At 64.8% G+C, this 19649-nt stretch carries 22 protein-coding genes; 11 read left to right on the plus strand and 11 right to left on the minus strand.

Features of this window, described 5'->3' with window-relative positions; genetic code table 11:
• Window positions 1-230: 230 nt before the first annotated feature.
• Window positions 231-437 carry a cold-shock protein gene (locus tag G455_RS0116835; protein ID WP_028094761.1) on the plus strand — a complete coding sequence of 69 codons (207 nt, stop codon included), beginning with the start codon at window positions 231-233 and terminating at the stop codon, window positions 435-437.
• A 198-nt stretch (window positions 438-635) separates the two neighbouring features.
• Here G455_RS0116835 and pheS read toward each other — a convergent pair whose 3' ends face one another.
• Complete coding sequence (gene pheS, locus G455_RS0116840; protein ID WP_028094762.1) at window positions 636-1709, minus strand: phenylalanine--tRNA ligase subunit alpha; 1074 nt, start codon at window positions 1707-1709, stop codon at window positions 636-638.
• Window positions 1710-1841: 132 nt separating this feature from the next.
• Between pheS and G455_RS0116845 the strand changes: the two genes are divergently transcribed.
• Both G455_RS0116845 and G455_RS0116850 read left to right on the plus strand, forming a co-directional pair.
• On the plus strand, window positions 1842-2987 hold the full coding sequence (locus G455_RS0116845; RefSeq protein WP_035366930.1) for a serine hydrolase domain-containing protein: 1146 nt from the start codon (window positions 1842-1844) through the stop codon (window positions 2985-2987).
• The gene (locus G455_RS0116850; RefSeq protein ID WP_051312589.1) at window positions 2974-4182 is read left to right on the plus strand and encodes a YbfB/YjiJ family MFS transporter; all 1209 of its coding nucleotides are present in this window, start codon (window positions 2974-2976) and stop codon (window positions 4180-4182) included. Before G455_RS0116845 ends, G455_RS0116850 begins: the two co-directional genes overlap by 14 nt.
• Before the next feature lie 70 nt (window positions 4183-4252).
• Here G455_RS0116850 and rplT read toward each other — a convergent pair whose 3' ends face one another.
• The 4 genes from rplT to pyk all read right to left on the minus strand — a co-directional run bounded on the left by rplT (window position 4253) and on the right by pyk (window position 6692).
• On the minus strand, window positions 4253-4618 hold the full coding sequence (rplT, locus tag G455_RS0116855; protein WP_028094765.1) for a 50S ribosomal protein L20: 366 nt from the start codon (window positions 4616-4618) through the stop codon (window positions 4253-4255).
• 15 nt (window positions 4619-4633) lie between these two features.
• Window positions 4634-4834, minus strand: a complete 201-nt coding sequence (gene rpmI / locus G455_RS0116860) for a 50S ribosomal protein L35 (RefSeq protein WP_028094766.1) — start codon at window positions 4832-4834, stop codon at window positions 4634-4636.
• 163 nt (window positions 4835-4997) lie between these two features.
• Window positions 4998-5222: a hypothetical protein gene (locus tag G455_RS0116865; protein ID WP_028094767.1), complete on the minus strand. Its 225-nt coding sequence runs from the start codon at window positions 5220-5222 to the stop codon at window positions 4998-5000.
• A 24-nt stretch (window positions 5223-5246) separates the two neighbouring features.
• Window positions 5247-6692 (minus strand): pyruvate kinase, encoded by a 1446-nt coding sequence (pyk, locus tag G455_RS0116870; protein WP_028094768.1) that lies wholly within the window; start codon window positions 6690-6692, stop codon window positions 5247-5249.
• Window positions 6693-6830: 138 nt separating this feature from the next.
• On the opposite strand from pyk, the gene G455_RS0116875 reads away from it, so the two are divergent.
• Entirely contained in the window at window positions 6831-7568 is a 738-nt protein-coding gene (locus G455_RS0116875) for an N-formylglutamate amidohydrolase (protein WP_028094769.1), read from the plus strand.
• 94 nt (window positions 7569-7662) lie between these two features.
• The gene (locus G455_RS0116880) at window positions 7663-7974 is read left to right on the plus strand and encodes a DUF1244 domain-containing protein (RefSeq protein WP_028094770.1); all 312 of its coding nucleotides are present in this window, start codon (window positions 7663-7665) and stop codon (window positions 7972-7974) included.
• A gap of 27 nt (window positions 7975-8001) precedes the next feature.
• On the opposite strand, the gene G455_RS0116885 is transcribed toward G455_RS0116880, so the two are convergent.
• Window positions 8002-8508 (minus strand): methylated-DNA--[protein]-cysteine S-methyltransferase, encoded by a 507-nt coding sequence (locus G455_RS0116885; RefSeq protein WP_028094771.1) that lies wholly within the window; start codon window positions 8506-8508, stop codon window positions 8002-8004.
• Complete coding sequence (locus tag G455_RS0116890) at window positions 8505-9068, minus strand: bifunctional transcriptional activator/DNA repair enzyme AdaA (protein ID WP_028094772.1); 564 nt, start codon at window positions 9066-9068, stop codon at window positions 8505-8507. The genes G455_RS0116885 and G455_RS0116890 overlap by 4 nt, the downstream gene beginning before the upstream one ends.
• 284 nt (window positions 9069-9352) lie before the next feature.
• On the opposite strand from G455_RS0116890, the gene G455_RS0116895 reads away from it, so the two are divergent.
• Window positions 9353-10336 (plus strand): zinc-dependent alcohol dehydrogenase family protein, encoded by a 984-nt coding sequence (locus G455_RS0116895; protein ID WP_028094773.1) that lies wholly within the window; start codon window positions 9353-9355, stop codon window positions 10334-10336.
• 139 nt (window positions 10337-10475) lie between these two features.
• Window positions 10476-11273, plus strand: coding sequence for a DODA-type extradiol aromatic ring-opening family dioxygenase (locus G455_RS0116900; protein ID WP_028094774.1), 798 nt, complete (start codon window positions 10476-10478; stop codon window positions 11271-11273).
• A gap of 109 nt (window positions 11274-11382) precedes the next feature.
• Here G455_RS0116900 and G455_RS0116905 read toward each other — a convergent pair whose 3' ends face one another.
• The gene (locus tag G455_RS0116905; RefSeq protein WP_028094775.1) at window positions 11383-11856 is read right to left on the minus strand and encodes a DMT family transporter; all 474 of its coding nucleotides are present in this window, start codon (window positions 11854-11856) and stop codon (window positions 11383-11385) included.
• A gap of 84 nt (window positions 11857-11940) precedes the next feature.
• Between G455_RS0116905 and G455_RS0116910 the strand changes: the two genes are divergently transcribed.
• Both G455_RS0116910 and G455_RS0116915 read left to right on the plus strand, forming a co-directional pair.
• A complete protein-coding gene (locus G455_RS0116910) occupies window positions 11941-12837 on the plus strand; it encodes a LysR family transcriptional regulator (RefSeq protein WP_028094776.1) in 897 nt (298 codons plus the stop codon).
• Between the two features lie 148 nt (window positions 12838-12985).
• The gene (locus tag G455_RS0116915) at window positions 12986-14569 is read left to right on the plus strand and encodes an ABC-F family ATP-binding cassette domain-containing protein (RefSeq protein WP_028094777.1); all 1584 of its coding nucleotides are present in this window, start codon (window positions 12986-12988) and stop codon (window positions 14567-14569) included.
• Window positions 14570-14631: 62 nt separating this feature from the next.
• Here G455_RS0116915 and G455_RS0116920 read toward each other — a convergent pair whose 3' ends face one another.
• From G455_RS0116920 to dgcN, 3 genes are all read right to left on the minus strand, one after another.
• On the minus strand, window positions 14632-15492 hold the full coding sequence (locus tag G455_RS0116920; RefSeq protein WP_028094778.1) for a D-amino-acid transaminase: 861 nt from the start codon (window positions 15490-15492) through the stop codon (window positions 14632-14634).
• Window positions 15493-15587: 95 nt separating this feature from the next.
• Window positions 15588-16553, minus strand: a complete 966-nt coding sequence (gene dgcA / locus G455_RS0116925) for an N-acetyl-D-Glu racemase DgcA (RefSeq protein WP_028094779.1) — start codon at window positions 16551-16553, stop codon at window positions 15588-15590.
• A 168-nt stretch (window positions 16554-16721) separates the two neighbouring features.
• Window positions 16722-17723 carry an N-acetyltransferase DgcN gene (gene dgcN / locus G455_RS0116930; RefSeq protein ID WP_028094780.1) on the minus strand — a complete coding sequence of 334 codons (1002 nt, stop codon included), beginning with the start codon at window positions 17721-17723 and terminating at the stop codon, window positions 16722-16724.
• Between the two features lie 278 nt (window positions 17724-18001).
• Between dgcN and G455_RS0116935 the strand changes: the two genes are divergently transcribed.
• On the plus strand, window positions 18002-18961 hold the full coding sequence (locus G455_RS0116935) for an L-malyl-CoA/beta-methylmalyl-CoA lyase (protein ID WP_028094781.1): 960 nt from the start codon (window positions 18002-18004) through the stop codon (window positions 18959-18961).
• A 66-nt stretch (window positions 18962-19027) separates the two neighbouring features.
• Window positions 19028-19645 (plus strand): hypothetical protein, encoded by a 618-nt coding sequence (locus tag G455_RS0116940; RefSeq protein ID WP_028094782.1) that lies wholly within the window; start codon window positions 19028-19030, stop codon window positions 19643-19645.
• Window positions 19646-19649: the final 4 nt, after the last annotated feature.

The raw sequence follows: 19649 nt of genomic DNA on the forward strand, positions 1-19649 counted from the left end.
TTCCAGGGCAGGGCCCCGGCACATGCGCCGGGGTGGGTCGGAATGACCACGACACAAAAATTCAATATTTTGCCCCCTTGCCAAGTGGCCTGCGCCACTCCTATCTATTCCCCGCAACGTTACGCTATCGACTCTGCTGCTTCTACAAACAGGCTCAGCCTTCGATCTTGCTACGACCGAGCCTATCTGCCGCATTCCGCGGGCAGAGATGTAAAACAGGAGAAACGACGATGGCCAACGGCACCGTCAAATGGTTCAATTCCACCAAAGGCTACGGCTTCATTGCGCCCGAAGATGGCGGCAAAGATGTGTTCGTGCACATTTCCGCTGTCGAGCGCTCGGGCCTGACCGGCTTGGCCGACAACCAAAAAGTGACCTACGATCTGCAATCCGGCCGTGACGGTCGTGAATCGGCGATCAACCTGGCACTGGCATAAGCCACAGGGCCACGCGCCCGACCCCGAGATTTCGCCCCCTTCCGGCTTGCTGGGAGGGGGTTTTCTTTTGCCCGCGGGCATGACAGTGCCCAAGCCCGAAATGCAGCCCCGCAACGAAGAACAAGGGGCGCCACCAAGCGCCCCTCAGAATTCATTCGTCTGTGCCCCACACGCCCGACGTGTCGGGCGGCCATCCCCTCAGCGGCTGAGACCACCGTGCAGTGTCGGCACATCGAGGCTGGCAAAGCCATAGTGCCGCAACCAGCGCAGATCACTGTCGAAGAAGGCGCGCAGGTCGGGGATGCCGTATTTCAGCATCGCGATGCGGTCGATCCCCATGCCGAAGGCGAAGCCCTGATAGCGATCGGGGTCGATGCCTCCGGCCTGCAGGACCTTCGGGTGCACCATGCCGGAACCGAGGATTTCCAGCCAGTCGTCGCCCTCGCCCACCTTCAGCGTACCGCCTTCCCAGGAACAGCGAATGTCGACCTCGGCCGAAGGTTCGGTGAAGGGGAAGTGCGAGGCGCGGAAGCGCAACTCCACATCGTCGACCTCGAAGAAGGCCTTCACGAACTCTTCCAGCACCCACTTGAGGTTGGCCATGGAGATATCGGTGTCGATCGCCAGCCCCTCGACCTGATGGAACATCGGCGTATGGGTCTGGTCGTAGTCGGCGCGATAGACGCCGCCCGGGCAAATGATGCGCAACGGCGCACCCTGCGCCTCCATCGACCGGATCTGCACCGGCGACGTATGGGTGCGCAGCACATGTGCCGGTCGGGTATCGCCCGGCGCGCGATGCATGTAGAACGTGTCCATCTCGGCCCGGGCGGGGTGATGGCCGGGAATGTTCAACGCATCGAAGTTGTGCCAATCGGTTTCCACCCGCGGGCCTTCGGCGACGGAAAAGCCCATCTCGGCGAAGATCGCGGTGACCTCTTCGGTGACCTGATTGACCGGATGAAGCGTACCATGACGCGCGGGACGCGACGGCAGGGTGACATCCAGCCACTCGCTGCGCAGCCGCTCGTCCAGCGCCTTGTCGGCCAGCGCCGATTTCTTCGCGGACAGCGCGCTGTTGATTTCGTCTTTCAACGCATTCAGCGCCGGGCCCGCGACCTGGCGCTCTTCTGGCGACATCTTGCCCAGTTCGCGCATCTTCAGGCTGACTTCGCCCTTTTTGCCCACTGCGGCCAGACGGATCGCCTCAAGCGCGGCCTCGTCGCCGGCATCTGCGATCTGCGTCAGATATTTTGCCTTAAGATCGTCCATGACGGCCCTCTGCTGCTTGCTCAGGTCCTGCTAGCCCCGCTGCTCCGCGAATGCAAGTCACGCGACGGCGCGATGGACAGCCCCCGGGACCGCACCTAGGCTTCGACGCAACGAAATGCGAGGGAGGAGCGCATGGAAGAGGCAAAACGCGTGCTGTGTCACGCGGTGGAGACGGCTGCGTTGCCCTTTGCGGTGGCCATGGTGGGAGGCTCCAAGGGGATCAACTTCAGTGCCAGCATCGGCGAGGCCGCCGATGGGCAACCGGCGGCAGAGGATACGCTGTTTCGCATCTTTTCGATGACGAAGGCGATCGGCTCGCTCGCCGCGCTGATCCTAATCGACCGCGGCACCCTGACCCCTGAGACCCCGGTGGCCGACCTGCTGCCCGACTGGGCCGATCTTCCGGTGCTTGACGGCTGGAACGGAGATGAGCCGATCCTGCGCCCGCAACGCGGCGTCGCGACGCTCAGGCATCTAGTGACCCACACCAGCGGCATCGAATACGAATTCTGGAATGCCGATGTGGCGAAATACCTGGCCAGCCAGACCCGGCCGCCGGCGCTGTCGGGCCAACTGGAGGGGCTGCGCTATCCGCTGACCTCCGATCCCGGCACCCGCTGGGGCTATGGGCTGTCGATCGACTGGCTGGGCCGCATGGTCGAGGCCGCCGACGGTCGGAGGATCGACAGGTTCTGCCGCGAAGAGATCTTCGAACCGCTCGGCATGACAGACACGGTGTTCGAACCCGAGGGCCGCGAACACCGGCTGGCCGATGTCAAGATGCGCACGGAAGACGGCACCTTCCGCCCCACCCGCCTGTCGCCGCCGGCACAGCCGGAAGCCTATGGTATGGGTCATGCGCTCTATTCCACCGCGCCTGATTACATGCGGTTCCTGCGCATGGTGCTGAACGGTGGCGAGTTGGACGGCACCCGCATCCTCTCGCCCGAGGCCATGGCGCTGATGATGCAGGACCAGATGCAGGGACTGGCGTTTCAGAAGATGATCACGGCGGCGCCGTCGGTCAGCGCCGATGTCGATCTTTTCCCCGGCAACCGGGTCACCCATTCGATGGCCTTCCTGCGCAACGAGGCCGATATTCCCGGTCGCCGCAGTGCCGGATCGCTTGGCTGGGCGGGGGTCTGCAACACCCATTACTGGATCGACCCGGCGCGCGACCTCTGCGCCGTGCTGATGACGCAATCCCTGCCCTTCCTCGATCCGGCGATGGCCGCGACTTATGAGGCCTTCGAACGGGCGGTCTATGCCGGGCATTGAGTGGCGCGGCAGCGCGGCAGAGCGTCACCCCTGGCTGGTTCTGCTGGGGCTGGCGCTGGGGCTTTGCATCACCAACGGCTTCGCGCGCTTTTCCTATGGCCTGCTGCTGCCGGCGATGAAGGCCGAAATGGGCTGGAGCTATGCCCAGGCGGGCTGGCTCAACACCGCCAACGCGCTGGGGTATCTGGCCGGCGCGGTGGCGACGATGATCCTGATCGGCCGGATCAGCGCCGCCCGGCTGTTCAGCATCGGCCTTGTCACCACCACGCTGGCCCTGCTAGCCACGGGGCTGGAACCAGCGCTTTGGTGGCAAACACTGTGGCGGGTTCTGGCCGGAGCCTTCGGGGCGCTGTCTTTCTCCTCAGGTGGGGCACTGGCGGCGCAGCTCTTCCCCGAGAGCCCCAGAAAGAACGCGCTGGCGATCGCCTTTCTGTTCGGCTTCGGCGGCGGCTTCGGGATCATGCTGGCTGGCGGCGTGCTGCCGCTGATGCTGGATCACTACGGCCCGGGAAGCTGGCCGATGGGCTGGGTCCTCGTGGGGCTCACCTGCACCGCATTCGCGCCGCTGTCACTCTGGGCGGGCGAAAGCCTGCGACCACCCAGAACCGCCGCCCGACCGGCAAGGACACCACTACCGGTCGGGCGCATGCTGCCCGAAATCGCCGGCTATGCCTCATTCGGCATGGGCTATATCGTCTATCTGACCTTCCTCAGCGCCTGGATGACCGAACAGGGATCGGGCGCCGGGCTGATCGCCTCGGTCTGGGCGCTGCTGGGGGCTTGCCTGTGCCTGTCACCCTTCGTCTGGCGCCCCGTCTTCGCCCGTTTCGCCACCGGCCTGCCGCTGGCGCTGATCCTGATCTGCATCGCTGCGGGGTCGGCCCTGGCGGTGGTGTTTCCGGCCGGCCCGGGGCTCGCCGTTTCGGCGGTGATCTTCGGTTTGTCGGTTTTCATGGCGCCAGGGGCGGTGACCAATTTCACCCGCCAGAACCTGACACCGGAAAGCTGGGGCGCCGCGATCAGCCTTTATACCGTGGTCTTCGCCATCACGCAGACCGTGGGGCCGGTGGCCGCCGGCTGGCTTGGGGATGCGACTGGAAACATTGGCAACGGGCTGCTCGGCGCCGCCGGTATCCTCAGCGCGGGCGCGTTTGTTGCGCTGGCACAGCGGCGGATCGGCGGGGATTTGCTCTGACCCCGCAGGCCACCATAAAACAAAAAGGCCGCCCTCAGGGCGGCCTTTCCGTAACCTCTCAGACGCTGGCTCAGGCAGCCAGAGCGCCCTTGGCCTGATCGACGATCGCGGCGAAAGCGGCCGGCTCGTGCACGGCCAGATCGGCCAGAACCTTACGGTCCACTTCGATCCCGGCTTTCGACAGACCGTTGATAAAGCTCGAATAGGTCAGCGATTCGTCATGCGCACGCACGGCGGCATTGATGCGCTGGATCCACAGAGCGCGGAAATTGCGCTTACGCGCCTTCCGGTCGCGGGTTGCATATTGGTTCGCCTTGTCAACAGCCTGACGCGCCACCTTAAAGGTGTTCTTGCGACGGCCGTAATAGCCTTTTGCGGCCTTGATGACTTTCTTGTGGCGGGCGTGGGTCGTGGTACCACCTTTAACGCGGGACATCTCTCGAACCTCCTATTAGCGGTCGTAGGGCATGAAGCCCTTGACGATCTTGGCGTCGGGGGCGGACATGGTGGTGGTGCCGCGGGCGTTGCGGATGAATTTCTTGTGGCGCTTGATCATGCCGTGGCGCTTGCCGGCCTGGGCGGTGATGACCTTTCCGGTCGCGCTCACCTTGAAGCGCTTTTTAGCGCTCGACTTGGTCTTCATCTTGGGCATTTCCGTCTCCTGTCTTACGGGTCGGTTACAAACGCGACTCGGCATGCCACTCCGGCCGGTCGCGCGATCAGGAGAGCCGTTTAGGCAAAAGCGATAAATCTGGCAAGAGCCTCAGGCCGGGTTTTTCGGATTTTTGGCCATTTCCCCGCCCCGAGCCGCCCTTTCAAGGCAAATAGCGCCCCACCACCCCGAAAAGGACATCCGGTATCTGCGCCAGCGCATAGCCGCCAGGATGCGAGACATAGGCATAGGCCGCAATGCACACTCCGATCAGCAGGCTGATCGCCGGCGCGGTCAGCCGGCGGTTGTCGCTAAAGGCCGAAACCAGGGCCGGGATCGCGAAGAAGACCACGATCAGCCCCAGAACCAGAATAAGATCGGTATCCATGCCGCGCTCCCTGCTGCCCTAGGCCTAGCCGGGATCCGTGGTATAGATCAACCGTTCGTCACAGGGCGCGATCCGCAGGATATTGGTGGTGCCCGGCATATTGAAGGGCACCCCGGCGATCACCACGATCTGATCCGTGGGCGCGGCAAAGCCACCATCGCGCGCCGCGCGCACCGCGCTGACCACCGCCCCCCGGAACCGCTCCAGTTCTCCGGTCATCACACAGTTACACCCCCAGCTCAGACACAGCCGCCGGGCGGTGCCCAGAAGGCTGGTCATGGCGAAAATCGGCACGCCGGGGCGTTCTCGCGCAGTCAAAAGCGCCGTCGTCCCCGACTGGGTGAAACAGCAGATCGCCTTGATATCGGTGGTTTCGGCGATCTCACGGGCGGCGGCGACGATGGCATCGGCCACCGAATGCCCGTCTGCCCGGCGCGAGGCCGCCAGGATCGTGGGGTAATTCGGATCGGCCTCGACCTCGATGGCGACGTTGTCCATCGTCCTCACCGCCTCCACCGGATAATGGCCCGCGGCGGATTCGGCGCTGAGCATGATCGCATCAGTGCCCTCATAGATGGCAGCGGCCACGTCCGAGACCTCGGCCCGGGTCGGCATCGGGCTTTCGATCATGCTTTCCAGCATCTGGGTCGCCACGATCACCGGCTTGGCGGCGGCGCGACATTGGCGGATCAGCCGTTTCTGGATCGGCGGCACTTTCTGCACCGGCAGCTCCACCCCCAGATCGCCACGCGCCACCATGATCCCGTCCGAGACCGCAAGGATATCGTTGAAATGTTCGACCGCCGCCGGTTTTTCGATCTTGGCGAGGATTGCGGCGCGCCCCTTGGCAAGCGCGCGCGCCTCGGCCACATCTTCGGCCCGCTGCACGAAGGACAGCGCCAACCAATCGACGCCCAGCGCGCAAACGAATTCGAGATCGGCCCGGTCCTTTTCCGAAAGCGCCGCCAACGGCAACACCACGTCCGGAACGTTCACCCCCTTGCGGTTAGAAATCTCTCCGCCCGCGATCACCGCGCAATCGGCGAAGTCGTCACCGCAGGCCTCGACCATCAGGCGGATCTTGCCGTCATTGACCAGCAGCGTGGCACCGGGTTCCAGCGCCTGAAAGATTTCCGGATGCGGCAGGCAGACGCGGTTGATGTCGCCCTCGGTCGGGTCGAGATCGAAGCGGAAGGCAGCCCCGTCCTGCAGCGCGTGGGGACCATCGGCAAAGGTGCCGACGCGCAGCTTGGGCCCCTGAAGATCAGCCAGGATGGCGATCGGACTGCCCAGATCGCGCTCCACCTCGCGGATGACATGGTGCTTGGCGCGGATATCGTCGTGGCTTCCATGGCTCATGTTCAACCGGAACACATCGGCGCCGGCCTCGTGCAGCGCGCGGATGGTGTCATAGGTCTCAGACGCCGGCCCCAGGGTTGCGACAATCTTCACGTTACGCTGCCGTCTCATCGGCCTCTCCTTGCAGTCTTCCGCGCCGCCCTGCCGCATCCGGCGGCAAAGAGCGCATGTTCCGGGCCCCACTGTCTTTGCCCAATTCCCATTCCGGCACAACTCCCCTAAATGTGGGGGCAAAGCGATGACAGGCCAATGACATATATCCCGTATTTCCTCGAAGGCGAAACCCGCACCGGCCGCTGGCTGATCACCTGCGACCATGCGACCAATACGGTCCCTCCCCAGGTGGGCAATGGCGACCTGGGGCTGCCGCGCACGGATATGGAACGCCATATCGCCTATGACGTCGGCGCCTGGGGGGTGTCGCGCCATCTGGGCACGCTGCTGGACGGTCCGGTGATCGCCAGCAATTTCTCGCGTCTGGTGATCGACCCCAACCGGGGCGAGGACGACCCGACGCTGGTGATGAAGCTTTACGACGGCTCGGTGATCCCGGCCAACCGCGACGCCGACGCCACCGAAGTCGAGCGCCGGCTTGAGCTTTGCTACCGGCCCTATCACCGGGAACTGGCACGATTTGCCGCCCTGCCCCATACGGCTATCCTGGCCATGCATTCCTTCACCCGGCAATTGCGTGGCCGCGATCCCCGGCCCTGGCATATCGGCGTCCTGCATGCGGGCGATACCCGGCTGGCCGCGCCGCTGCTGGAACTGCTGCGCGCCGAGCCCGATCTGGTGGTGGGCGAGAATGAACCCTATGGCGGCCATCTGCCTGGCGATTCGATCGACCAACATGCCCTGAAACAGGGCCGTCCCAACGTCCTGATCGAAATCCGCAACGATCTGATTGCCGAAGAGACGGGACAGCAGGACTGGGCCAGACGGCTCGCCCCGATCCTGACCCGCGCCCTGGAAATTTCCGGTCTCTGACCCTGCACCGACCGGAATTTTTCAAAAGTACCGGCCGGTGACAAACCCACCGGTACGCCCTAGATCTGTTTCAGCAACAGGAGGCTCCTTCGTCATGGACAAGCAGACCGAAACCGAACTTGAGGCCGCCGCCTTCCGCGCGTTGCGCGATCACCTGATGGAAAAGCGGCCCGATGTACAGAACATCGACTTGATGAACCTCGCCGGTTTCTGCCGCAACTGTTTGAGCCGCTGGTATCAGGAAGCCGCAAATGCGCGCGGCATCGAGATGACCAAGGAAGAGGCGCGCGAAGCCTTCTACGGCATGCCATATGACGACTGGAAGACCCTCAACCAGACCGAGGCCAGCACCGAGAAACAAGAGGCCTTCAAGACCGCCTTTGCCGAGAACGTGGGCAAGAGCTGAGGCGCCTTCCGGCCCCCGACCGCCGGATCAGCCCTGTCCGCCTGCCGCGACCCCGGCGGGCAGCACGCCTTCCAGACGCAGAAGACCGGCCTTGACCGGCACCCCACCGCCGAACCCGGTCAGCGCCCCGTTCGATCCGATGACCCGATGACACGGCAGGATGATCGGCAAAGGGTTGCTGCCATTCGCCGCTCCCACCGCCCGGCTCGCCTTCGGGCGACCGAGCGCGTTGGCAATCTGGCCATAGGTGCGCGTTTCCCCGAAAGGGATATCCGCAAGATATCGCCAGACATCATTCTGAAACGTAGTGCCCGCCAGATGCAACGGCAGATCGAAACGGCGCAGCTCCCCGGCGAAATAGGCGATCAACTGACGCCGCACCTCGGCAAAGGGGCTGTCCGACTGACGCCAGTCCGCGCGCGGACCAAAGGCCTTGCTACCCGACGGAAAACTCAGGAAATGCAGCGCGCGCCCGTCGCCTGCGACCAGAAGCCGCCCGATCGGACTGTCGATATGAGTATAACAGAGCCTCATCCCCGCACCGCCCTGCGGATCGACGAGGGCGACCGATCGTAAAGCTTGGAAAAGGCCGCGTTGAACCGCCTGACACTGCCGAAACCGGCCCGAAAGGCGACCTCGGAGATCGGTAGCGCCGTCTCGTCCAGCAACCGCTTGGCCCGCCCGATCCGCAGCGTCTGCGCCACCTGCAGTGGCGATGCCCCGACGTGTTTCGCAAAGAGCCGCGACAGATGCCGCACCCCGACACCAAGCCGCCCGGAGAGGTCCTCCACCGTTCCGGTATCGAGCGCGCCGGCCTCGATCAACCGCAACGCCCGTTCCACTGTGGTCCGGGTGCCATTCCAGGCGGCACAGAAGGGCGCGGTCTCTGGCCGGCAGCGCAGGCAGGGGCGATAACCGGCCCGTTCCGCCGCCGCCGCGGTCGGGAAATAGCTGACGTTCTTCGTCAACGGCTGTTTGACCGGACAAACCGGCCGGCAATAGATCATCGTCGTCCGGACGGCAGTGAAGAACCTGCCATCGAACTCGGGATCGCGTCGCAGCCGCGCCGCATTGCATGTGTCGAAATCAAGCATGATGCCAATTTAGCAAACCCGCTGCCTCAAGACGATATCGCCCGGAGTATGAGGTCCGAAAACGGCCAGCCAACCCGCGCCGCTGCCGGCACGACGCCGATCGTGATCAGCCTGCCTGCCGATCAACGACGGGTCCTGCATCCCCAAGCTGCGCTGGATCGCCGGAACATTGCGCCGCAGCCGCTCCGGAGGCGATGACACCCGGCAGCTTTGATTCATCTCAAACGCCCCGCGTGCAGTCGTGATAGGCTGACCATAACCGGGGCAGAAACAGGGACAACATCATGCGCGCGATGGTTTTCGAACAGGTCGGTACACCTCTGGAGCTGCGGGACCTGCCACGCCCGACACCAGGGCCGGGGCAAATCCTGCTGAAGGTCGAGGCCTGCGGTGTCTGCCGCACCGATCTGCATATCGTCGATGGCGAATTGACCCAGCCCAAGCTGCCGCTGGTGCCGGGACATGAGGTCGTCGGCCGCATCGCCGCGCTCGGGCCCGGGGTCGTCGGGCTCACCGAAGGCCAGCGCGTCGGCGTGCCCTGGCTGGGCCATGCCTGCGGCCATTGCCCCTATTGCGACATGGGGCGGGAAAACCTCTGCGACGAGCCGCTCTTCACCGGCTACACCTTTGACGGTGGCTATGCGGAATATTGTCTGGCGCATACCGATTTCACCTTTCCCCTGCCCGACGAGGCTGACCCGGTGGCACTCGCCCCGCTGCTCTGCGCCGGGTTGATCGGCTATCGCAGCCTGTCGATGGCGGGCGACGCCGAGGTGCTGGGTCTCTACGGCTTCGGCGCTGCGGCGCATATCCTGTGCCAGATCGCCCTTCACCAGGGCCGCCGAGTACTGGCCTTCACCCGCGACGGCGATATCGCGGCACAGGACTTCGCACGCCGTCTGGGCGCGGTCTGGGCCGGCAATTCCTCGGCCCCCTCGCCCGAGCCGCTGGATGCCGCGATCCTCTTCGCCCCGGTCGGCGCGCTGGTTCCGCTGGCACTGAAGGCAGTGCGCAAGGGCGGTCGCGTGATCTGCGGCGGCATCCACATGAGCGACATTCCAAGCTTTCCCTACGCCGATCTCTGGGAGGAACGTGAGATCCGTTCTGTCGCCAATCTGACCCGCCAGGACGGTGAGGAATTCTTTCCACTGGCGGCAGCCGCTCAGGTGAAAACAGAAACGGTCCCCTATCCGCTGGACCAGGCGAACCAAGCGCTGGACGATCTGCGCGCGGGCCGGCTGCAGGGCGCCGCCGTGCTGGTGCCATGACCCGCCCGTCAGGCGCCGCCGCCACGCCCCGGGCGTATTCTGCGGCGATCCGCACAGGGTCTGTTCGCGCAAGCGCCTTATCCCCCCGGTCGGCACTCGCTACATTCCATGCAACGCAACCCCCTGAGGAGTGCCTGACATGACCAACCTGATGCCCACCTATTTCATCTCGCACGGCGGCGGCCCCTGGCCCTGGATCCCGGATATGGCCGAACATCTGGCCCCGCTGGCGAAATCGCTTGCCCATATCCCCGCCGAGCTGCCCCGCAAACCCACTGCGGTGCTCATGGTGTCGGGCCATTGGGAGGCCGACGATTTCGCGGTGATGCATGCGGCCCATCCGCCGATGGTCTATGATTACTACAACTTCCCGCCGCATACCTACGAGATCAAGTATTCTGCCCCCGGCGCCTCGGGACTGGCGGAGAAGACGGCCGATCTGATCGCCGGCGCCGGTCTGCCCACGCATCTGGACAATGAAATGGGGTATGACCACGGCACCTTCGTGCCAATGGCGTTGATGTACCCCGAAGCGGATATGCCGCTGTTTCAGGTGTCGATCCGGCACAATTACGACCCGGCGCAGCATATGGCCCTGGGCCGTGCCCTGGCACCGCTGCGCGAGGAAGGCGTGCTGATTGTCGGCTCCGGCCTCAGCTATCATAACCTGCGGGAGTTCGGCCCCCGCGCCCGCATCCCCTCGGCCGAGTTCGATAGCTGGCTGAACCAGGCCCTGGCGCTGGCCCCGGAAGAGCGGACCAAAGCCATCTTGAATTGGGAACAGGCCCCCTCGGCCCGCAGGTGTCACGCCCAGGAGGATCATCTGGTGCCGCTCTTCACCGCGCTCGGTGCGGCGGAGGATGCGCCGGTCACCCGGACCTATCACCAGACCAATATCTTCGGCGGCGTCACCGCGTCGAGCTTCCGGTTCGGCTGAGAGAGCAAACTGCCCGGGGCCGTTAGGGCGGCCCCGGGCCAGGCGCCACGGGCGCCACCGGGGTAAAAACCGGGGCCAAGACCGCGCCCCATTTTGCCCCAAGCGTACCTCAGCCGCCAGACAGCCGGGCCAGCGCCGGCCACTGCACCAGCACCACGCCAAGACTCACCAGAGCAACCCCGACCAGCCGCGCCGGCTCGACCGGACGAACAGGCAGGCCGACCGCTCCGAAATGGTCGATGGCGACCGAGGCGATGACCTGCCCGGCGATCACGGCCATCATGAAGCCCGCCGCCCCCAGCCGCGGCACCAACAAAATTGCGGCGGTAACATAGATCACCCCCGCGACACCGCCAAACCAGATCCACTTGGGCTGCCCGGCCAGGGCACTGAGGTTCGGCAGCGGAACCCGCAGCGCGATCAAGGCCGGAATGACACAGAGCAGGCTGATCGCCAGCGACGCCAGCGTCGCCCACAGCGGATGGCCCAGCGCACGCCCCAGCGCCGCATTCGCCCCGCCCTGAAAGGGAACGACGGCACCAGCCAGAACGGCAGACAACAGCAGAACGACCGAAAGTTGCATGATCTTTCCTTTCTCGTTTTCCGCCCTGCTAAGCTTCCGACTTGTGCATTTGAAATTCATATTTCATCGCCTAACATGCACGATATGAATAATCTTCGATCCGTCGATCTGAATCTGCTGGTGGTTCTGGACGCGCTTTTGGCCGAACAGCACCTGTCCCGCGCGGCCGAACGGCTGAACATGAGCCAGCCCGCCGTCAGCCATGCGCTGGCGCGGCTGCGGCGCACGCTGGATGATCCTCTGTTCACCCGCGAGGGCGGGCGCCTGCAGCCGACGCTGAGGGCGCTGGAACTGACCGTGCCGCTGACAGAAGCGCTCAGCCAGATCAGGACGGTTCTGACGCCGGACCAGTTCGATCCGACGGCGCGTCACCAGTTCTGGATTGCGGCCTCGGACTATGGCACCACCTTGTTGTTGCCAAAGCTCATGCCCCGGCTGCGGCGCATCGCGCCGGGGATCGACCTGACGGTGACGCAGCACAGCCGCGAGGCGATGATCGCTGCAGTCGTGGATGGCGCGATCGACCTGGCGCTTGGCGTATTCCCCTCCCTTCCGCCGCAAATCCAAAGCCATCCCCTGTTCCAAGACAGCTATGCCTGCCTGCTCGACCCCGGAAGCCAGCCGCATCCCTTCCGGGGCCTGACCCAGGATCTCTACTGGTCGGCTCCACATGTGCTGGTCGCCGTCCATGGCGAGGCCGCGACCGAGATCGACCTGCATCTGCGCCACCACCGCCGGGCCCGGCGCATCGCCCTGATCCTGCCGCATTGGAGCGTCGCACCGCGGGTCATTGCCGGCACCGATCTGATCCTGACTGCGGCCCGCAGCAGCCTCGAGGCCGCCGCTGATGATCTGGCGCTGCTGCCGCCGCCCTTCACGCTCCCCCCGATCTCCTTCGTGGCGATCCACCACCGTCGGCGTCGCGCCGACCCGGCGCTGCGGTGGCTTCTGGAACAGATCAGGATCGACCTTCCCGGCTGACACGGCCGGACCGCGACACCGGCGCTCCACTTGCAACTCGGCTGGCGCCCCCTATGTTCCGACGGAGACTTACCAAGGAGACATTTCGACATGGACCAGACCCTCGCCGCCCTCACCCCTTCGGTATCGCTGCGAGACGTTCTGACCCATGCCTGCATCTGTTTGCCTTTCCAACCTCACCTGGACCAAGCCTGACGGCAGCCCGCTTTTCCACGACCTGACCCTGAGTTTCGGCGCCGAGCGCACCGGCATCGTCGGGCGCAACGGAACCGGCAAATCCACCCTTCTGAAGCTGATCGCGGGGGAGCTGCGGCCAGTGACCGGCCGGATCATCGCCCCCGCCTCGGTCGCCATGCTGCGGCAGGATGTGGCCGGCCACCCCGATGACACCCTCGCCGATCTCTTCGGCCTGCGATCCGCACTTGACCTGCTCGACCGGGCGGAGGCGGGCCTTGCCGATGTCGAGGAGCTGACCAGGGCGGACTGGACGCTACCTGCCCGGATCGAGGCCGCCTTGCTGCGTGCAGGCCTGTCGCTGCCCCCGGAGACACCACTGGCGCAGCTCTCCGGCGGGCAGCGCACCCGCGCGGGCCTTGCCGCGGCCCTTCTTTCCCAGCCGAAACTTCTGCTGCTCGACGAACCCACCAACACCCTCGACCGCGCCGGGCGCCAGGCGGTGATCGACCTCATCCAGGGCTGGACGGGCGGCGCCATCGTCGTCAGCCATGATCGCGAATTGCTGGAGGAGATGGACGCCATCGTCGAGCTGACCGCGCTTGGCGTGACGCGATACGGCGGCCCCTACAGCGCCTTCCGCCAGCAGAAGGCGATCGAGCTGGAGGCAGCCCACCGAGATCTGGCCCAAGCGGAGAAGACCCGGACCGAGACCGCCCGCCGCGCCCAGCAGGCTGCCGAACGTAAGGCACGCAAGGATCGCGCCGGGCAGAAGACGCGCACCAAGGGCGATCAACCGAAGATCGTGATGGATGCGGCAAAGGACCGGGCCCAGGCCTCGGACGCCGGCAACGCCCGCCTGCGCGCGGCCCGGCACGAGGCTGCCGAAACCGCCCATGGCGCTGCCCGCGACCGAATCGAGGTTCTGACCCCGATCCAGATGGATATCTCCCCCACCGGTCTGCCGCCCGGCAAGCTGGTGCTGCGGCTAGACGATGTAACTGGCGGCCACGATGCCGAGGCCCCTGTGATCAAGGGGCTGTCACTGATCGTCACCGGCCCCGAGCGTCTCGTCATCGCCGGCCCCAACGGCAGCGGCAAGACAACGCTTCTCAAGATGATCGCCGGAGAGATGGCGCCGCAACGGGGTCAGGTGGAGCGGCGGGTTCCCACGGCATTTCTGGATCAACACGTGGGGTTGCTCGACCCCGCCCAGTCGCTGCACGAGAATTTCCGCCGGCTGCATCCTGCGGCCGAGACCAGAGCCGCCCATGCCGCGCTTGCCCGCTTCGGCTTTCGCGCCGGTGACGCCCTGCGCCGGGCGGCCGATCTGAGCGGCGGCGAACGCCTGCGCGCCGGCCTCGCCTGCACTCTCGGCGCGGCCCCGCCGCCGATGCTGCTGATCCTGGACGAACCCACCAACCACCTTGACCTGGACGGTATCGCCGCCCTCGAGACCGCGCTTTCGGCCTATGACGGGGCGGTGCTGGCGGTCAGTCACGACACGGCGTTTCTGCAAAGCCTCGGCCTCCACCGGAGCATCGACCTGACAGGCTGACCGCCAGACATGCAAAAGGGCAGGCGAACCGCCTGCCCTTTCCGCGTTCAGACCGGATCGGATCAGATCGCCGACTTGCGGCTTTCGTCAATGTAGATCTCGCGCAGCCGCTTGGAGACAGGGCCCGGCTTGCCATCGCCCAGAACCACGCCATCGACTTCGACGATCGGCATCACGAAGGCCGAGGCGGAGGTATAGAAAGCCTCATCCGCGGCCTGCGCCTCGTCGATGGTGAAGGGGCGTTCCTCGATCTCCATCTGTGCTTCCTTGGCCATCTTCAGGACCGATCCGCGGGTGATGCCGTGCAGAATGTCATGCGACAGATCTCGGGTGATGATCTTGCCACCCTTGACGATATAGCAGTTGTTCGACGAGCCTTCTGTGACATAGCCGTCCTCGACGAACCATGCGTCGTCCTTGCCTGCCTTTTCGGCGGCCATCTTCGCCATCGACGCATAAAGCAGTTGCACGGTCTTGATGTCGCGACGGTGCCAGCGCAGATCGGGAACCGAGATCACCTTGATGCCCTTGTCGGCCTTGGGGTCGTTGACCAGCCCCGGCTTAGACTGGGTATAAAGCACCACGGTCGGCGGCGTGCCGGCGGGCGGATAGTGGAAATCGCGATCGCCGGCGGTTCCCCGCGACACCTGCAGATAAACGCCGCCCTCTTCGACCCCGTTCAGCTCGATCAGCTTGCGGTGGATTTCCAGCCATTCCTCGCGGGTGATGTCACAGACGATCTCCAGCTCTTTCAGCGACCGCTCCAGACGCGCCATATGGCCGTCGAATTCGGTCAGCTTGCCGTCGAGCACACAGGTGACCTCATAGACCGCATCGCCCATGACAAAGCCCCGATCGAAGATCGACACGGTGGCCTCTTCCTCGGGCATATAGGTTCCGTTCAGATAGATGGTCCGGCTCATTTCGCGTTCCTAACCTTTGGTCCTTCGCTCTCCCCTCTCCCTGACAGGAGAAGGGTCAAGGCGGGGGCTGTTTAAAATCCCGAATGAGGCTGCTCTCAGCCCCAAAGCGCTGCATCCGGCGGATGCACACCCTTGTCGTCGAAACACAGCGCATGATCGCGGTCTTCTGCCAACAGGAGCGGCCCGTCAAGATCCACCACCGTCGCGCCCTGCGCCACCAGCGTCGCCGGCGCCATGGCGAGCGAGCTGCCCACCATGCAGCCGACCATGATGTCATAGCCCTCGGCCAATGCCGCCTGGCGCAGCGCCAGGGCCTCGGTCAACCCGCCGGTCTTATCCAGCTTGATGTTGATTACATCGTACTTGCCCTTCAACCCGGGCAGCGAGGCACGGTCATGGCAGCTCTCATCCGCACAGACCGGCACCGGACGCTCCATCCCGATCAAAGCCTCGTCCTGCGACGCCGGCAGTGGCTGTTCGACAAGCTGCACCCCCAGCCGCACCAGATGCGGCGCCAGATCGGCATAGACCTCGGCTGACCAGCCTTCGTTGGCGTCAACGATGATCCGCGATTTCGGCGCGCCGGCGCGCACTGCCTCAAGCCGCGGCATGTCGTCCGGCGTGCCGAGCTTGATCTTCAACAACGGACGAAACGCGTTTTTTGCGGCCTGCGCCTGCATCGCCTCAGGCGTATCCAGCGACAGCGTATAGGCGGTGATCTCAGGCCCCGGCGCGGCCAGCCCGGCAAGGTCCCAGACCCGCTTGCCGGCGCTCTTGGCTTCCCAGTCCCACAGCGCGCAATCGACCGCGTTGCGCGCAGCACCTGCCGGCAACAGATCATAGAGCGCCGCGCGGGTCACGTCCGTCGGCAGACCGCGGATTTCCGCCTCGACGCTTTCCAGCGTCTCGTCGTAACGGGCATAGGGCACGCATTCCCCCCAGCCGGTGACGCCGTTCCGGGTCACCCGCACCGTCAGCACCTTGGCTTCGGTGCGCGAGCCGCGGCTGATGGTGAATACCTGCGCCAGCTTGAAGACGTCGCGCGTCACATCAATGGTCATCCGGTCCCCCTGTCGGGGCACCTGCAGGCGCCCCCTCTTTACTTGGAATTCAATCCCCCGAAGGGATGCTGGCGCGCCACCGATCGCGGCACGCCGCCTTTGCCTTCTTCTGGGCCAGAAGACCCTGCCAGAGACGCCCCCGGCAGGATCAGACCGTTCCCCGAGAGCTCAGATCGCCGCCAGCGCGTCCACCAACTTGCCCGCACCATAGCGGAACGGATCGGTTGCCGGCAGGCCCATTTCGGTTTCCAGCTTGGCCAGGTAGGCCTGCGCCTCGTCTTCCCCCATGTGCTGGGTGTTGACCGAAATCCCGGCCACGACGCAAGCGGGGTTGCCGACCTGCGCCAGTTTCAGCGCCACGTCGCGCAGATCTTCCAGCGACGGCAGGGTATAGCCCGGCAAGCCGCGCATATGCGGGCGGGTCGGTTCGTGGCACAGGATCAGCGCATCGGGCTGACCGCCATGCACCAGCGCCATGGTGACGCCGGAATAGGACACGTGGAACAACGAGCCCTGGCCTTCGATCAGGTCCCAGTGATCGGCATCGTTATTCGGGGTCAGATATTCGATCGACCCGGCCATGAAATCGGCGATGACCGCATCCAGCGGCACGCCGTTGCCGGTGATCAGAATACCGGTCTGACCGGTGGCGCGGAAGGTCGACTGCATGCCGCGCGCGCGCATCTCGGCGTCCATCGCCAGGGCGGTGTACATCTTGCCCACCGAACAGTCGGTCCCCACCGCCAGACAGCGCTTGCCGGTCCGTTTCACGCCATTGGCGATCGGATATTGCACCGACGGGATCCGCACATCGTGCAGGGTGCGGCCGGTAGCTTCGGCCACGGCGACCAGGTCAGCCTCGTCGCGCAGCAGGTTGTGCAGGCCAGAGGCCAGATCGAAGCCCTCTTCCAGCGCCGCCACCAGAACCTTTTTCCATTCCTGGCTGATCAGGCCACCACGGTTGGCAACACCGATCACCAGCGTCTTGGCGCCGGCAGCCTTGGCTTCGGCCAAGGTCATGTCGGTCAGGCCCAGATCAGCCTTGCAGCCGTCCATGCGGAACTGGCCCACGGCATTCTCCGGACGCCAGTCCTTGATACCTTGCGCCACCTTGGCCGCCAATTGATCGGGGGCGTCGCCAAGGAACAAGAGATATGGGGTCTCGATCATCGCATGTGTCTCCATCCTGATTCCCCGTTACGCTATCGAAAACACAGATGGATTGTATCGCGTTTTCCACACACAAATCACAAATTCACGCAAATTTCTCCCACAATTCAACAGTCAAAACGAACAACTAAGCGCCTATCCCACCATTTCGAGAAAAGACACACATCCATGCCGCGCCAGCATTGCTGCGCCAGCACAATCTACTTGCAGGATGGCGCGCAATTTAATACTTCCAGAGACATGAAATAGGTAACATCCTTACCCGGAGAAATAGGCCCATGAGCTTCCGCATCCAGCCCGCCGCGCCGGCACGCCCCAACCGCTGCCAATTGTTCGGCCCGGGCGCGCGCCCCGCGCTTTTCCCGAAGATGGCCGCCAGCGCCGCCGACGTGATCAACCTTGATCTCGAGGATTCGGTTGCCCCCTCCGACAAGGATGCCGCACGCGCGAATATCATTCAGGCGATTTCGGAAATCGACTGGGGCAACAAAACCCTCAGCGTACGGATCAACGGGCTCGACACCCCCTATTGGTATCGTGACGTCGTCGACCTGCTGGAACAGGCGGGCGAGCGGCTCGATCAGATCATGATCCCCAAAGTGGGCTGCGCCGCCGATGTCTATGCCGTCGACGCGCTGGCCACCGCAGTGGAAACAGCCAAGGGCCGGACCAAGAAGATCAATTTCGAGGTGATCATCGAGTCGGCCGCCGGCATCGCCCATGTCGAGGAGATCGCCGCCAGCTCGCCCCGCCTTGTCGCGATGAGCCTCGGGGCCGCGGATTTCGCCGCCTCGATGGGCATGCAGACTACCGGCATCGGCGGGACGCAAGAAAACTACTACATGCTGCGCGAAGGCGTAAAACATTGGTCCGACCCCTGGCATTGGGCCCAGGCCGCCATCGTCGCCGCCTGCCGCACCCATGGGGTGCTGCCGGTCGACGGGCCGTTCGGCGATTTCTCGGATGACGACGGTTTCCGCGCCCAGGCGCTGCGCTCGGCGACGCTGGGCATGGTCGGCAAATGGGCGATCCATCCGAAACAGGTGGCGCTCGCCAACGAGGTTTTCACTCCTTCGGAGGCCGCCGTGACAGAGGCGCGCGAAATCCTCGCCGCGATGGAAGACGCCAAGGCGCGCGGCGAAGGCGCCACCGTCTACAAGGGCCGACTGGTCGATATCGCCAGCATCAAGCAAGCCGAGGTGATCGTCGCCCAGGCCGAGCTGATCGCCGGGAAATAGGCGCAACCGAACCGCAAGTATTGTCAGGGGGCGCCCAGCCGGCGCCCCCTTTCCATTGGGGGCTGCATGACCGATCTCACACTGATCCATACCGCCGAGGTGCATCGCACCACCTTCGACGATCTGGCCGCCCGGCTCGTGCCCAGGGCACGGCTGGCCCATATCCTGCGGCCCGACTGGCTCGTCCGCGCGCAGACCGGCATCGACGCAGATCTTGAGGCAGAGGTCACCGAGGCCATCCGCTCCGCCTCTGGCCCTGTGCTGTGCAGCTGCTCCACGCTGGGGCCGCTCGCCGCCGAAGCCGGCGCACTGCGCATCGACGCGCCGATGATGGCGCGGGCGGCACGGATCCGCGGGCCGGTCCTGCTGGCCTACTGCCTGAACAGCACCCGCGCGCCCTCGGTGGCGCTGCTGGAGGCAGCCTTTGCGGCCGAAGGCAAGGCTGCCGATATCCGGCTGCTGGACCTGCGCCAGCTCTGGCCGCTGTTCGAAAACGGAGAGACCCGGCGTTTCACGCAGGAGATCGCAAGGCAGGTGAGCATGGCGCTGGAAGCGGCCCCCGACATTGCCTGCGCGGTGCTGGCACAAGCTTCGATGGCCGGGGCCGCGCCCCATCTGGAAACAACGGTTCCGGTGCTCAGCTCGCCCGAAACCGCCCTGCTCCACGCATTGGGCCTGGAATAGCCTG

The organism is Pseudodonghicola xiamenensis DSM 18339 (assembly GCF_000429365.1).
Taxonomy (GTDB): domain Bacteria; phylum Pseudomonadota; class Alphaproteobacteria; order Rhodobacterales; family Rhodobacteraceae; genus Pseudodonghicola; species Pseudodonghicola xiamenensis.

Excerpts from the sequence above, each read along its gene's own strand:
- G455_RS0116880 (WP_028094770.1), top strand. The coding sequence starts at position 7,663 with ATGGACAAGCAGACCGAAACCGAACTTGAGGCCGCCGCCTTCCGCGCG.
- G455_RS0116915 (WP_028094777.1), top strand. The coding sequence starts at position 12,986 with ATGCCTGCATCTGTTTGCCTTTCCAACCTCACCTGGACCAAGCCTGAC.
- rplT (WP_028094765.1), bottom strand. The coding sequence starts at position 4,618 with ATGTCCCGCGTTAAAGGTGGTACCACGACCCACGCCCGCCACAAGAAA.
- G455_RS0116890 (WP_028094772.1), bottom strand. The coding sequence starts at position 9,068 with ATGCTTGATTTCGACACATGCAATGCGGCGCGGCTGCGACGCGATCCC.
- dgcN (WP_028094780.1), bottom strand. The coding sequence starts at position 17,723 with ATGATCGAGACCCCATATCTCTTGTTCCTTGGCGACGCCCCCGATCAA.
- G455_RS0116920 (WP_028094778.1), bottom strand. The coding sequence starts at position 15,492 with ATGAGCCGGACCATCTATCTGAACGGAACCTATATGCCCGAGGAAGAG.
- G455_RS0116835 (WP_028094761.1), top strand. The coding sequence starts at position 231 with ATGGCCAACGGCACCGTCAAATGGTTCAATTCCACCAAAGGCTACGGC.
- rpmI (WP_028094766.1), bottom strand. The coding sequence starts at position 4,834 with ATGCCCAAGATGAAGACCAAGTCGAGCGCTAAAAAGCGCTTCAAGGTG.
- G455_RS0116935 (WP_028094781.1), top strand. The coding sequence starts at position 18,002 with ATGAGCTTCCGCATCCAGCCCGCCGCGCCGGCACGCCCCAACCGCTGC.
- G455_RS0116900 (WP_028094774.1), top strand. The coding sequence starts at position 10,476 with ATGACCAACCTGATGCCCACCTATTTCATCTCGCACGGCGGCGGCCCC.
- dgcA (WP_028094779.1), bottom strand. The coding sequence starts at position 16,553 with ATGACCATTGATGTGACGCGCGACGTCTTCAAGCTGGCGCAGGTATTC.
- G455_RS0116895 (WP_028094773.1), top strand. The coding sequence starts at position 9,353 with ATGCGCGCGATGGTTTTCGAACAGGTCGGTACACCTCTGGAGCTGCGG.
- G455_RS0116885 (WP_028094771.1), bottom strand. The coding sequence starts at position 8,508 with ATGAGGCTCTGTTATACTCATATCGACAGTCCGATCGGGCGGCTTCTG.
- G455_RS0116845 (WP_035366930.1), top strand. The coding sequence starts at position 1,842 with ATGGAAGAGGCAAAACGCGTGCTGTGTCACGCGGTGGAGACGGCTGCG.
- G455_RS0116865 (WP_028094767.1), bottom strand. The coding sequence starts at position 5,222 with ATGGATACCGATCTTATTCTGGTTCTGGGGCTGATCGTGGTCTTCTTC.
- pheS (WP_028094762.1), bottom strand. The coding sequence starts at position 1,709 with ATGGACGATCTTAAGGCAAAATATCTGACGCAGATCGCAGATGCCGGC.
- G455_RS0116910 (WP_028094776.1), top strand. The coding sequence starts at position 11,941 with ATGAATAATCTTCGATCCGTCGATCTGAATCTGCTGGTGGTTCTGGAC.
- G455_RS0116940 (WP_028094782.1), top strand. The coding sequence starts at position 19,028 with ATGACCGATCTCACACTGATCCATACCGCCGAGGTGCATCGCACCACC.
- G455_RS0116905 (WP_028094775.1), bottom strand. The coding sequence starts at position 11,856 with ATGCAACTTTCGGTCGTTCTGCTGTTGTCTGCCGTTCTGGCTGGTGCC.
- G455_RS0116875 (WP_028094769.1), top strand. The coding sequence starts at position 6,831 with ATGACATATATCCCGTATTTCCTCGAAGGCGAAACCCGCACCGGCCGC.
- pyk (WP_028094768.1), bottom strand. The coding sequence starts at position 6,692 with ATGAGACGGCAGCGTAACGTGAAGATTGTCGCAACCCTGGGGCCGGCG.
- G455_RS0116850 (WP_051312589.1), top strand. The coding sequence starts at position 2,974 with ATGCCGGGCATTGAGTGGCGCGGCAGCGCGGCAGAGCGTCACCCCTGG.